This window comes from Oceanobacillus rekensis (assembly GCF_002153375.1).
In the GTDB taxonomy this organism is placed as follows: domain Bacteria; phylum Bacillota; class Bacilli; order Bacillales; family Amphibacillaceae; genus Oceanobacillus; species Oceanobacillus rekensis.
The window spans coordinates 487,013-499,413 of sequence record NZ_MTBQ01000003.1 but is presented as its reverse complement, the minus strand read 5'-3'; the positions used below and the strand labels follow the sequence as shown (position 1 = coordinate 499,413).

Annotated in this window: 14 protein-coding genes; 6 read left to right on the top strand and 8 right to left on the bottom strand. The window is 35.6% G+C overall.

Annotated elements, in window-relative coordinates; all coding sequences use genetic code 11:
- Window positions 1–54: 54 nt before the first annotated feature.
- Window positions 55–987, bottom strand: a complete 933-nt coding sequence (locus BV906_RS09875) for a peptidylprolyl isomerase (protein WP_087973355.1) — start codon at window positions 985–987, stop codon at window positions 55–57.
- Window positions 988–1,962: 975 nt separating this feature from the next.
- On the bottom strand, window positions 1,963–2,496 hold the full coding sequence (locus tag BV906_RS09865) for a DUF3267 domain-containing protein (protein WP_087973353.1): 534 nt from the start codon (window positions 2,494–2,496) through the stop codon (window positions 1,963–1,965).
- Between the two features lie 209 nt (window positions 2,497–2,705).
- On the opposite strand from BV906_RS09865, the gene BV906_RS09860 reads away from it, so the two are divergent.
- Entirely contained in the window at window positions 2,706–3,059 is a 354-nt protein-coding gene (locus BV906_RS09860) for a DUF1878 family protein (protein WP_245844030.1), read from the top strand.
- Window positions 3,060–3,104: 45 nt separating this feature from the next.
- Here the strand turns inward: BV906_RS09860 and BV906_RS09855 are convergent, their stop codons facing one another.
- From BV906_RS09855 to BV906_RS09845, 3 genes are all read right to left on the bottom strand, one after another.
- On the bottom strand, window positions 3,105–3,464 hold the full coding sequence (locus BV906_RS09855) for a YtxH domain-containing protein (protein ID WP_087973352.1): 360 nt from the start codon (window positions 3,462–3,464) through the stop codon (window positions 3,105–3,107).
- A 140-nt stretch (window positions 3,465–3,604) separates the two neighbouring features.
- Window positions 3,605–4,126 carry a tryptophan transporter gene (locus BV906_RS09850; RefSeq protein ID WP_087973351.1) on the bottom strand — a complete coding sequence of 174 codons (522 nt, stop codon included), beginning with the start codon at window positions 4,124–4,126 and terminating at the stop codon, window positions 3,605–3,607.
- Window positions 4,127–4,265: 139 nt separating this feature from the next.
- Window positions 4,266–4,694 (bottom strand): HIT family protein, encoded by a 429-nt coding sequence (locus BV906_RS09845; RefSeq protein WP_087973350.1) that lies wholly within the window; start codon window positions 4,692–4,694, stop codon window positions 4,266–4,268.
- A gap of 1,153 nt (window positions 4,695–5,847) precedes the next feature.
- On the opposite strand from BV906_RS09845, the gene BV906_RS09840 reads away from it, so the two are divergent.
- A complete protein-coding gene (locus BV906_RS09840) occupies window positions 5,848–6,594 on the top strand; it encodes an ABC transporter ATP-binding protein (protein WP_087973349.1) in 747 nt (248 codons plus the stop codon).
- Entirely contained in the window at window positions 6,587–7,801 is a 1,215-nt protein-coding gene (locus BV906_RS09835) for an ABC transporter permease (RefSeq protein WP_087973348.1), read from the top strand. The genes BV906_RS09840 and BV906_RS09835 overlap by 8 nt, the downstream gene beginning before the upstream one ends.
- 296 nt (window positions 7,802–8,097) lie before the next feature.
- Here BV906_RS09835 and BV906_RS09830 read toward each other — a convergent pair whose 3' ends face one another.
- Window positions 8,098–9,273: an amidohydrolase gene (locus BV906_RS09830; RefSeq protein ID WP_087973347.1), complete on the bottom strand. Its 1,176-nt coding sequence runs from the start codon at window positions 9,271–9,273 to the stop codon at window positions 8,098–8,100.
- Window positions 9,274–9,504: 231 nt separating this feature from the next.
- Complete coding sequence (locus BV906_RS09825; RefSeq protein WP_087973346.1) at window positions 9,505–9,939, bottom strand: ferritin-like domain-containing protein; 435 nt, start codon at window positions 9,937–9,939, stop codon at window positions 9,505–9,507.
- A 106-nt stretch (window positions 9,940–10,045) separates the two neighbouring features.
- Here BV906_RS09825 and BV906_RS09820 point away from each other — a divergent pair, with 106 nt between their 5' ends.
- From BV906_RS09820 to BV906_RS09810, 3 genes are all read left to right on the top strand, one after another.
- Window positions 10,046–10,681: a phosphatase PAP2 family protein gene (locus BV906_RS09820; protein WP_087973345.1), complete on the top strand. Its 636-nt coding sequence runs from the start codon at window positions 10,046–10,048 to the stop codon at window positions 10,679–10,681.
- A 169-nt stretch (window positions 10,682–10,850) separates the two neighbouring features.
- Window positions 10,851–11,276, top strand: coding sequence for a disulfide oxidoreductase (locus BV906_RS09815; RefSeq protein WP_176330306.1), 426 nt, complete (start codon window positions 10,851–10,853; stop codon window positions 11,274–11,276).
- 4 nt (window positions 11,277–11,280) lie between these two features.
- The gene (locus BV906_RS09810; protein WP_087973344.1) at window positions 11,281–11,760 is read left to right on the top strand and encodes a thioredoxin family protein; all 480 of its coding nucleotides are present in this window, start codon (window positions 11,281–11,283) and stop codon (window positions 11,758–11,760) included.
- Window positions 11,761–11,811: 51 nt separating this feature from the next.
- On the opposite strand, the gene BV906_RS09805 is transcribed toward BV906_RS09810, so the two are convergent.
- Window positions 11,812–12,309 carry an antibiotic biosynthesis monooxygenase family protein gene (locus BV906_RS09805; protein ID WP_087973343.1) on the bottom strand — a complete coding sequence of 166 codons (498 nt, stop codon included), beginning with the start codon at window positions 12,307–12,309 and terminating at the stop codon, window positions 11,812–11,814.
- Window positions 12,310–12,401 lie beyond the last annotated feature (92 nt).

Here is a 12,401-nt window from a genome sequence, read left to right as displayed (position 1 = left end):
CTAATTAAAACAGGCTGTCAGGGTTTAACTACACCTTGACAGCCTGTTGATTTATTATTCCTGTGGTTCTTCTTCGGTTTCTTCATTTGTTTCAGTTTCAGTTTCAGTTTTTTCCTCTGTTTCTTCTGGTGGTGCAAATAAATCTTCATATCCTTCTACATTAACTTTGACTTCTGCATCCTGTACCAAACTATTAATTTTTTCTTGTGCTTTTGTCATATCCAGTTTGGAAGCAGCCAAGTCTCGTTTGATATCATCTTTAACATCTTCTAATTCGCCAACTGGTTCCTCTGTTTCACGTTTATCATTCACTTTTATGATGTGGAAACCAAAGTCAGATGCAACTGGCTCACTAACTTCTCCAACTTCCATACTGTACGCTTTTTCTTCAAACTCAGGAACCATATCACCAACAGTGAAATAACCTAAGTTTCCACCATCTTGTGCGGAACCATCTGTAGAGTATTCAGCAGCAAGTTCTGCAAAGTCTCCACCTTCATCAAGTTTTGTTTTTACTTCATTTGCAGTTTCTTCATCAGCAACTAGTATATGTTGGGCATCAATTTCTGTTCCCATACGGTCATATCTAGTTTGTATTTCTTCATCAGATACTTCAACATCCTCTGTTAATGCAGCTTCTTGTAATAAGCTTATGTAGACTACATCTCTATAGGCTTCTTCATCAGCAAAACCACTTTGTTGAAGTACCATTTCAAATTGGTCACCGAATTGATCTTTAGCAGCTTCGATTTCTGCATCGACTTGTTCATCCGTAACTTCATATTTATCTTCAAGAACCTTTATGGTTACCATTTCCGAAAGAATTGCTTCACCATTACGGTCTTTTAGTTCTTCATAAAATTCTTCTTTTGTAATATCTCCTGCAGTGGATTCAACTACTGCTTCAGTATTTGCTTCGTCTGAGCTACATGCAGCCAATGTGAATATACCAGCTGTTAAGGTAGCGGCCAATGCCAATTTTTTCATATTTAATAAACACTCCTAGTCTTTAGTTACTTCTAGTTTTTACAATCATAAATATATCATACTTTAACTTGAAATAAATAGTCGTATATAAAATACCTATAAAATACCTTTAAACTGCCACATTAAGAACACGTAAGTAAGAGCATACTAATAATGTGACCATAATCATATTAATCACTCTGAAGTTCTTGGCTTGCTTTGTTTGATTAAATTGCATTTTAGCGCAAAATCTCCCAATAAGAAAGTTAAAAATCAGTAAAACTATAAATGCGTATATCAAATAAAAGATAACCATAATCTATTTCCCCCTTAAATCCCATATCCTTTACTCTACCAAAAAGCAGTAAGAATGAACAGGCTAATTAGGAAAAATGACTTTGTTATCCATTCAAAACTTTACTTTTTATAAATGTTTTTTAAAAGATCGGGACTGCGATTACTCATCCCACCGCAAGATATCTTGTTATTGCTACAAAACATATAAACTGCTACGAAGTAACTTTAGGCTTATTTACTAAATGTGTTCTCTTGCTGCCGTCCGGGATTTCTCTTTGGCGGATTATCCTTAGGGCACGGACTCAGGCTCCTCGAGAAACCGACTCTGCGGCGTCTTCAGATACGTGCTGTTCCCTGAGGAGTCACCGCCCAGAGCAATCCCCGACTGGTAAACCTATATAATGAGATTTATCTTTTTATCTTTTTTATGAATGCAGAGAACTGGCAACAATTTTCTAACCAGCTCTGGGAAATACACGGAGACTCCTATGCCTTAGGATGCGCAATTTGTATTTTCCAGAGCAGTCGCCGAAGTTTATTGTTTTATGTCGCAGCAATCTCAACTGTGAGCATTATAGCAACAATTATTTTCGGCAGGACGGGTAACCGTAGTCACAAACATTGTTACGAAAATAGTGTAAATATAAAAGGATCCAGGCAAGCCTGAATCCAAATTCTACTAATAGGAAAATAGTATATCTATTCTTTAACAAGGATATCTAATCCATCATGGGCATTTTGAATATAGGCTCTTCTGGGAGCTTTAATAATATGAAGAACATGTAAGAAATCGATAAATGTTATACCAATATGGATACATGTAAATAATAAAATATATACATAAAAATCAGCAACCACGAGACTCGCAATCAAACCGGGTAACGTAATAAAAAGTGTTGGCGCTAAACTAACCATTAGGGATTCCAATTTAGATAAATGGGCCTCCGTATGAAAAGATGGAAAACATTTGACTTTAGATTTAAAATAGATTTTAGTTTGTTTTTGCATTGTAATCAGTGATAGCATATTCACAAATGAGTGTAAAAATGGTAATAGTAATAATGCAATCATAAAGGGCAGGATACCAGACTCATTTACAGTGGTCGTTCCGTGTAAAAGTGAAATAGGAACAAATAAAAATATAAATGACAAGACACCAATAATTAACGAAATTAATAGCAGACGATGTTGTCCGAATTCTTTTGCTATATTTATAGATTTCCAGCAATTCATCTGTGAATCACCTCAAATTCATTTTAATGTTTGATAACTATGCTTTGAAGCACTTCATGAATAATAGTATGATTGCGAATAAAATGCAATAGTTTTTAGAGGATTTATTTGTAAACTTTTTTAAAGATGTTTTACGTATATTTTCTGTTTTTACGGTACAATGTAATTACGTATATTTTATCGTTTTTATTTAAAGGGGGAGTAAAGGATTGGAAGCATGTAATCAAACAAATGAAGATCCATCTTTTCATATACAATTACTTTCAAAAATAATTGATATGAACCAATACCCCTTGATTAAATTAATAATAGAAAATAATATTTCACGCGCGGAGTACGAGGAACTCATGGAGATGGTTCATGGTCTGAATAAAACCTATGAATTGCAGAAAGAGGAGGGGTTTTTGAATTTTACTTCCTTATTAATACACTTTGCCGGGATGCTGAACGAAAAGTTACATCCTGATAAAACGATATATGCTTTTAAAAAAGAAGGACATTATCCCTTACTAATGGAAGAATTCTCTAAAATCTTGAAAGAAAATGAATATAGAAGAAGATAAGGAGCTTTTCCTCTTAGGAAAAAGCTCCTTATCATTCATGTAAGATTATTGTGTTTTCATCTTATTTTCAAGATCTCTAATACTCGTTTCAATTTGTTCTAAAGATTGGTAAATACTATCCTGATGTGGTTCAACTGTTTCTTTCCAATCTTCAACAGAACTTTTGATTTCCTCTGTCAGTTCCTTAATTAAGCCAGCACCCTCTTTAGAAGTTTCCCTAAGTTGGTCCTTTAGTCGTAACCCATCTTCTTTCAGAGTTGATAATAAATTCCTAAGCTCCATACCTTGATCTTTAACACGACCTCTTATAGAGCTGCCGGATGCTGGTGTGCTTAATAATGTAATCGCAGCACTGACAGTACCCCCAACAAAAAGTCCCAATACCAATGATTTTCCACTAGACATAATAATACGCTCCTTTCCTGACTCTAGTATATCATTTCCTCTTTTGATACTGCTACCAAACCTTATTTTGAAAAGAAAATTTTTGTGGCTAAAAAGTCCTCTGGCATTTTTTTGCCAGAGGACTTCCTAGGTTAATCTTATTAAGCAACCGTAAGTGGTTTTGATCTCTTCATAATACTTTGGATTATTGGATAAACAATAATCATAATAATGGTATTCAGGACAGCCGCGGGTAGAACCATTCCCACAAATAAAGCCAAGAATCCACCTTCCATTAAACCTAAGATATATAAGGCTACGGAAAGAAATATGGAACCACTGATCATTGTACCAACAGCAGTAAGTACCGGTGCACTGATATTGATGTTAATTCTATCCTTTAGCAATAAAAACATTGCGAAGAAAAGGAATGCTGTAATTGGTTTATCAATGATATTGGCAATTTGACCACCTGGCGCGGAAGTAGTTAATGCAGATATGACACCTGAAGCAATAGATAAAATAAGAACGTATTTCGTTTTAGGAAAAAGCAAAATCCCCAAAAACATCATAGATAAAAGCATATCAGGTTTTACTCCAAAAAGCATTGGTGGCACAAAAGCATGAAGAACTGTACCAATTCCTACCAATAGTGATAAAATGACTAAAATTCTTGTATTCATTTTTAAACTCTCCTCTACTATGCTACACTCATTTTTTCCCAACTGTACACTATTGTCAGTTGCGGAAATTAAAACTATTATAACAGAAACATCTACAAATAAAAAGCATTAATTTTCAGTAAAGTTAATTTTTGATCCGCTATTTGACATTCACTTTTATTTCCTTGGCAATATTCTGCAAATCTTCGGAAGAGTAATCATCTGTATGTACGGTCCAGTTTGGTGTGTAGCCATCGCCATTTCCATATCTAGGAATAATATGAATATGCAGGTGGAAAACGGATTGTTCTGCTGCGGCTTCATTATTATTTAACAGATTCATTCCAAGTGGGTTATAGGTTTTCTTAATTGCATTTGCAATCACAGGTACCCTTGAAAATAATTCTTTCGCTACTTCTGGAGGTGTTTCAAAAATGTTTTTCGTATGTGTTTTTGGAATAACCAAAGTATGGCCTTTTGTTACTTGGCTCAGGTCAAGGAATGCATATACATGCTCATCTTCATATACCTTTGCGGAAGGGATATCTCCTTTAATAATTTTACAGAAAATACAATCATCATGTTCCATCGTAAAATCATCTCTCCTTTAATAATCGTAGTCGTAGTCTTATTGTATAAAGTTTCAATTAGAAAAGTAAAGCGATTACTTTTATTTTTTGATAAAGAAAGGGATAACGTATAAAAATAAGGCTGTTTTCGCATAGATTGTTGTCATCTGCCCCGTAGTCGAGATGAAATACGACGTAACTTGCTAGCAGATATCAAAAGACGTGTGCTTTAGCTGCCGTCCGGGATTGCTGCGGGCGGATGCGCACCTTAGGGCATGGCCTAAAGACCCGAAGAGAAAATCACTCTTTTGGTCTTCGGACACGTGCTATTCTCGCAGGACAAGGAAGGCTTCGGCAGCATTTGCATCTTCGTAAGAAAATTGGTTTGTATTTTCGAGGAGTCACCGCCCACAGCGATGCCGGACTGGTGAAGGTGTATGAATATATTTTTTAACAATCACTAATGCAGTTAATAGATTTTAAACTTCTAATTAGCACTGGGAAATACACGAAGATCCTACGGGAAGAAAGGCATAGGTGAGACCCTGAAATGCTTCAGCATGAAGGGGTTCACCTATGCCTTAGGATGCGCGCAGTGTATTTAGAGCGGTTGCCGAAGTTTCTGCACCTGATTGAAAGCCAGAAAGCAATAAGGTGCGAAAAGAGCCAAAAATAAAGAAACAGGCTAAGTCCGCTTTTTACACGGACCTGCCTGCTTAAAGAAGAAAGGGGATGTGTCACTTCATGCATGGGAAAGGTAAACAAATTAGTAAATCATGTGTGGATGAAACAATCATAATTTACAAACCGTCATACCAATTGTCCATTTCACTCGAAGTGGACTTTGGTAAAATGGTTTATTTAACCTATTCATATCCCAACGCTAACACCCCATCTGAGTTTTATTACGAAATTTAGCACAATTATCGAACACTAACACCTCATTTGTGTTTTTTACACGAAATTACATTAGATATTCGATCGCCGACACCTCATTTACGCTATAACAGATTTTGTTGCGGTGAAACATCCCCGTTTCTTCCTTTCTATTTTGTGCCGAAAAGTTCAACTTATACATGAAAAGTAAAAAATGACGGAATTTGTTGTAAGGTTTGACTTTGGCAATACATCCCAATAATGATAAAATCAGAGTAGTAAAGAGGAGGGACTCTTGTGGAATCATTATTACATATTGATAACCTGCATGGTGGATATACACATAAAAATGTATTGCATGGCATTTCCTTTGATGTAAACCCAAAGGAAATCGTTGGACTGATTGGACTCAATGGGGCAGGGAAGAGTACAACGATTAAACATGTTATCGGATTAATGCAGCCCAAAAAAGGAACGGTCCGTGTGAACGGTAAGTCATATCATGAGAATCCAGAAACATATCGGAACCAACTGGCATATATTCCAGAAATGCCAATTTTATATGATGAATTAACATTACATGAGCACCTACGCTTAACGGCAATGGCATATGGTATCCCGGAAGATACTTTTGAGAAAAGGCTGCCACCACTGCTAAAGGAATTCCGTTTGGAAAAAAAGCTAAACTGGTTTCCTGTCCATTTTTCAAAAGGAATGCGTCAAAAAGTAATGATTATGTGTGCGTTTTTAATCGAACCTCCATTATATATTGTGGATGAACCGTTTGTTGGTCTGGATCCATTGGGTATTCAATCGTATTTGCAATTGATGGATGGAATGAAAAATAATGGATCTGGTGTATTGATGTCCACACATATTCTCGCGACAGCCGAGCGTTATTGTGATCGCTTTGTTATTTTACATGATGGAAAGGCAAGAGCAATTGGGACACTTGAAGAATTACGCGAAAGCTTTAATATGCCGGGCGCAACACTTGACGATTTATACGTGCAATTGACAAAGGAAGAAGATAGCCATGTTTGATTCGCATGAATTTTATAAAAAACGGCTTTCATCTCATATAAAAGAGACGAGCCGTTATTTAAAATACATATTCAATAGTCATATGGTATTTGCCATCCTGTTTTTTATTTCTGCATCTGCATATTATTATCAACAATGGCTAGCACAGTTACCAGAAGATTTTCCTACAGCACTTATTATCGGGGTGGTCTTCGGATTGATTGTAAGCTACAGTCCAATCCGAACGTTGCTGAAAGAACCGGACCTTGTTTTCATAATTGTAGCTGAAAGTAAGATGGGACCATATTTTCGTAATTCGCTTATATACAGTTTTGTCATTCAATTGTACTTACTTTTGCTTTTTGCAGCAGCATTTGGTCCATTATATTTTACAACCTATTCGGACAGGCAAGGCAATATTTATTTATTGACACTTGCTGTTTTGCTCACTTTTAAGGTAGCAAATTTACTTTCAAACTGGTGGATGCTTAAAATAAGGGAGCCAGGAACCAGAAATACAGACATCTTCATTCGAACGGTACTAAATATCGTTATATTTTACTTTATTATCAAAGGCGAAATGCTGTTTGCCGGAATAAGTTCCATTCTTTTTGTTGTTGTATTCCTTTATGATTACTATTTATCGAATAAGCAGTCTGGTATTGTATGGGATATGCTTGTTGAAAAGGATCGTGATCGGATGCAGGCATTTTATCGCATGGCTAACATGTTTGCAGATGTTCCGCATTTGAAAAATCGTGTGAAAAAGAGACAATGGTTGGTCAATTTATTAAGCAAAGCAATACCTTTTGAAAAGAGTGCTACCTATGATTACTTATTCCGCATTTCTTTTATCCGAAGCGGTGATTACCTCGGAATGTACCTTCGTCTGATTGTGCTCGGTGGATTATTTATTTATTTTATCCCCAATTTATGGATGAAATTAATATTTGCTATTCTATTTTTGTATTTAAGTACTTTCCAGATGATGACACTGTACCAACACCATCGAACGAACATTTGGCTTGATCTTTATCCCGTAGATATTGCAACGAAAAGGGATGCAGTTATAAAAATCATTTACCAGCTTAGTGGAATCCAAGTAATTATTTTCTCCCTATTATTCCTGTTGGTAGGAGAATATTTAGGATTTATTCTTGCACTTGCCGTGGGGGGAACATTTACAGTAGTGTTTGTTAATGGTTATATTAGACCGCGTATGAAATAAAATGAAGTCCAATGGTAATCAGGGGATTACCATTCGGATACATTAAGATAAAACATGACTACAAAATTTGCATAGCAATTTGTAGTCATGTTTTAATGAGATAAATTAATTTTAATTCCTAATTGTAAAAGCACAAAAACAGCCGAGTTCAAATTGAATTCGGCTATTCATACAGCCAAAGTGTACCTTATTTAAAGATACAGTATGGTATGCAATTTGAATTTATTTTTCGCATAAATTCAAATTTTATGGATCGGAAACGTAATCCGTTATGAGAGGTGGTCTCCGATAGAAATTTATCTTGTTGAACGCTGAAAGCCAAAATAAGCTCCAATCAAAGTCTTAGCGGCGATTGGCATGGATTTCTCGTCAATATCAAATTTAGGATGGTGATGTGGGTATGGATTACCAGCTTTATTTGCCCCTGTAAAAAAGAATGCACCCGGTTTTTCCATTGTGTAGTAGGCAAAATCCTCCCCAGCCATATATGGAGAAGTTTCCTCAGCTTTGTAAATTTCTACAATATTCTTGCTTGCCTCCAGCACAATTTCGGCTTCTTCTGGATGGTTGATTAATGGTGGGTAGCCTTTCAAATAATCCAAGGTATAGTCTGCATCATTTGAAATGCATATACCTTTAATGATTTTCTCTATTTCACCGATAATTTTTTCTTGTATATCTGGGTTTGTATATCGGACAGTACCGGTTAATTTTGCCTGGTCTGCGATAATATTGAAGGCAGTTCCTGCTTGAAAGATTCCGATTGTAATAACTGCGGTTTCTAATGGATCCAATCTTCTGCTGACAATTTGTTGCAATTGGGAAACAACTTCCGATGCAATTACAATGGCATCTTTTGTTTCTTGTGGGTATGCACCATGACCTCCTTGACCTTGAATCGTAAGCTCGAAGCGATCAGCCCCAGCCATCATGACAGATTTCGAAGTTTGTAATAAACCAACAGGAAGGGTAGCCCATAAATGGTTGCCAAACACTGCATCGACATTTTTTAGGGCGCCGGATTCAATCATTGGTTTTGCCCCACCTGGAGCATATTCTTCTGCATGTTGGTGTAGAAATACAATGGTTCCTTCCAATTCATCTTGGTATTCCTTCATTACTTTTGCAAGTGTTAGCAATGTGGCCGTATGTCCGTCATGACCGCAAGCATGCATGACACCAGGGACTTTCGATTTATAGAGAACATCCTTTTCGTCCTGAATTGGCAATGCATCAAAGTCAGCTCTTAAAGCAACTGTTTTACCTGGCTTATCACCTTTAAGTGTAGCAATAACCCCATTTCCACCTACATTGGCTATATATGGGATTTCTAGCTGTTCATAGTATTCTGCGATATATTGAGCTGTTTTAGTTTCCTGAAAAGATAGTTCTGGGTATTGATGCAAGTACCTGCGAATTTCAACCATTTCTGGATATATTTCATCGATTGATTTATGTATGTTTTCTAACATGATTATTTCCACCTTTACTTCATTTTTTTAAGCGTATAGGACTCTCCTAAGTAATCAAACCACTGATATTATTATAACACTATTCTAACATTTTAATTTTACACACCCCAAACAATAGGTTTCATTTCGATTGAAGGTATATAGATTTTCTGAAAAACAAAGCTTATAAATGAGAAAAAAATAAAGGATGGCTTTAAACAGCCATCCTTTATCAAAGGGGGTTCCAATATATTAAGAAAATCTCGGATCAGCAAGTAAGCGTTCAACTTCTTCTTTATGGTGTGTCTCATCAGAAATTAAATCTTCCAGTTTGACAACGAGTTCTGTTAAGCTAAGCGACTCGGCCTGTTTTTTACGTTCTTCATATCGTTTAATTGTATCTGATTCTGCTTGAAGCGTAGCCTCCAATAGTTCTTTAACTTCTGTTGGTTGTGGTACTTCTGCAGATTTTGTTGTCGGTATACCACCAAGTGATTTAATCTTCTCTGATAAATATAATGCATGTCCAAGTTCATCAGTAATTTCTTCCTCAAAGAAAGGTTTCAATGCGGAACGATATAAGCCAGATACAACGGATGCACTATAAGTGTATTGTATTGCTGCTCCATATTCATGTGCTAAGTCTTCATTTAAACCATCGATTAACTGTTGTAATTCTTTTTCCATTAGTACGACCCCTGCCTTTTTAATTATTAGTATACTAATGAAATACCCTGCTATATTTTTTTTAAACATAAATTTGATGTATGATAATAAAGGGAGGCATTAGTTAATGAAGAATAGAAAATCTTTGATTTTATTTTGTTTGCTTATTTTATTATTGATAGGACTATGGGTTATTCAGATCATCAAGGGCTATGTTCCATATATTGATCGTTGGACAAGAGAACTGGTAATGATACTGGACAATTCCATTATTTATGATGTTTTCTATTACCTTACGAAGCTTGGCTCTGGTTCCTTTCTAACACCATTTGTTATTATAATGGCTATCGTAATAGGAGTCTTGCTTAAAAATTGGTTTGCTGCATTCATCTTTGCTAGTGGAACATTAATGACGCATGTGTTGAATATCCTTATAAAAAAAATGGTTGATAGGGAAAGGCCTAGTATCTCCATTGCATTAGATGCGGAGGGGTATAGTTTTCCTTCGGGACATGCGATGATATCAATAGTATGTTATGGTTTGCTAGTCTATTTTCTAAGGAAAAAGATAAGGTCAATGAAAGTGGCTTTAGTTACGCATCTAATTTTCGCCTTACTTATATTTCTAGTCGGAATCAGCAGATATGTAATTAATGTCCATTATCTAACAGACGTACTGGCCGGATTTGGAATCGGATTTATGTGTTTGGTAGCGTTTATTTATCTATATGAGTTTTTCAAAAAAAATAGCTCGACATATTAAACCGGGGTACATGCTTTCTATAAATGGGTCATAATATGTACGACAAGAAAGTATAGGATGTTCAATAAACTGTCAAATTGCACTTGATTCCGAGAACAATATATTGTATTTAATTCGGTACATTTGTATAATACTAATGTACTTTATATACTTAGAGAGGATTGTTCTTATGACCAAGAAAGCAGAAAATTTACTACTGCTCATATGGGTACAAGCCTTTCTGGCGTTGGCAGGGAGTTTATTCTACTCTGAGGTAATGGGATATATACCGTGTGAATTGTGCTGGTACCAACGTATTTTAATGTATCCACTTGTAATTATTTATGGTGTGGCAGCTATTAAGAAGGAAATTAATGTCGCATTACCAGGACTAATCCTAAGTGGGATCGGAATAATTGTTTCTATTTATCACTATTTAGTACAAAAAGTCTCTGCATTTCATGAATTAGGTGGAGCATGTACTGGTGGTGTCCCATGTAATGCTATTTACGTGAATTACTTCGGATTTGTTACAATACCATTTTTGGCTGGAATTGCATTTATTGTTATCTTTATCTTGCATCTAATGCTGTTAAAAGAATTGAGGAGGAACTAAATCTATGGGGAAGAAAATGTTAATTATTATTGGTGTAATTGTCGTCTTATTTATTGCTTTATTCTTTGTGATTGACTATAAGAATAATCAAGCACTAGAAAACAGTGAAAATCCATATGGAACAAATGACTTGGATCAGGCTACGATTGATCAGCTGGACGATCCATTGTACCAAAATATCATTTTGCCGAATGATTTAAATGAAAAGATCAATAACGGGGAAGAAGTAACGGTTTATTTCTATAGTCCTACATGTGTATATTGTCAAAATACAACACCATACCTTGCACCACTTGCTGAAGATATGGATGTCGACATGAAGAAATTTAACTTGCTTGAATTTGGTCAGGAAGGACTCAGCTATAATATTGAGTCTACACCAACCTTAGTCCATTTTGAAAATGGGGAAGAAGTATCCCGTCTCGTTGGACAATATCCTGAGGAAGAATACGAAGCATTTTTTAATGAATATGTTTTAAACTAATAATAATGAAATCAGAAGCTAGCTGTGTTACTTTCAGCTAGCTTCTGATTTTTATTCTTCTTCCTTTAACATGGTACAGGTAGTTAAGAAGGGCTGCTCCATAATATTTGCCGGTTTTTTCGCACTTTGTTTTTTATGTGCTTCCTTAAATTGATTCGATTCCTTCCAGTTTTCAAAATCATCAGCTGTACGCCATTGGGTAAATACGACGTAGGTATTATTTGAATTCGGTCTCAATAAACGAAATGCCTGGAATCCTGGCATACCTTCGACCATATTACTCCGATTTTTAAAACGATGTTCAAATCCGGGTTTACTTTCATCTGATACAGGAATATTGTTCATGACAACAAAACCTTCTTTAAGAATCTCTCCTGTTTCCATGATTACCTCATATTCTCTGCCAGAATTAAATAGTTTTTCTACACTACCTTCATAGTAAGCAATACCACCTTCACTGCTGTTCATTAAATGAAGGTTCATGTCTGGATTCTTTTGTTCGATTTTTTGCAGATAATCAATTGTGCCATTCGTCATATATGCTTTCATACAATACCTCCTTGTCATTAATATAGTATCATAATTACCCTTTATTCAAAATTACTACACGTTCTGTTATTTAAAATTATTATCATCTAATA

Coding starts and splice junctions, on each gene's coding strand:
- BV906_RS09835 (WP_087973348.1), top strand. CDS start 6,587: ATGTTTGATTCGCATGAATTTTATAAAAAACGGCTTTCATCTCATATA.
- BV906_RS09830 (WP_087973347.1), bottom strand. CDS start 9,273: ATGTTAGAAAACATACATAAATCAATCGATGAAATATATCCAGAAATG.
- BV906_RS09815 (WP_176330306.1), top strand. CDS start 10,851: ATGACCAAGAAAGCAGAAAATTTACTACTGCTCATATGGGTACAAGCC.
- BV906_RS09875 (WP_087973355.1), bottom strand. CDS start 987: ATGAAAAAATTGGCATTGGCCGCTACCTTAACAGCTGGTATATTCACA.
- BV906_RS09820 (WP_087973345.1), top strand. CDS start 10,046: ATGAAGAATAGAAAATCTTTGATTTTATTTTGTTTGCTTATTTTATTA.
- BV906_RS09845 (WP_087973350.1), bottom strand. CDS start 4,694: ATGGAACATGATGATTGTATTTTCTGTAAAATTATTAAAGGAGATATC.
- BV906_RS09855 (WP_087973352.1), bottom strand. CDS start 3,464: ATGTCTAGTGGAAAATCATTGGTATTGGGACTTTTTGTTGGGGGTACT.
- BV906_RS09865 (WP_087973353.1), bottom strand. CDS start 2,496: ATGAATTGCTGGAAATCTATAAATATAGCAAAAGAATTCGGACAACAT.
- BV906_RS09805 (WP_087973343.1), bottom strand. CDS start 12,309: ATGAAAGCATATATGACGAATGGCACAATTGATTATCTGCAAAAAATC.
- BV906_RS09810 (WP_087973344.1), top strand. CDS start 11,281: ATGGGGAAGAAAATGTTAATTATTATTGGTGTAATTGTCGTCTTATTT.
- BV906_RS09825 (WP_087973346.1), bottom strand. CDS start 9,939: ATGGAAAAAGAATTACAACAGTTAATCGATGGTTTAAATGAAGACTTA.
- BV906_RS09850 (WP_087973351.1), bottom strand. CDS start 4,126: ATGAATACAAGAATTTTAGTCATTTTATCACTATTGGTAGGAATTGGT.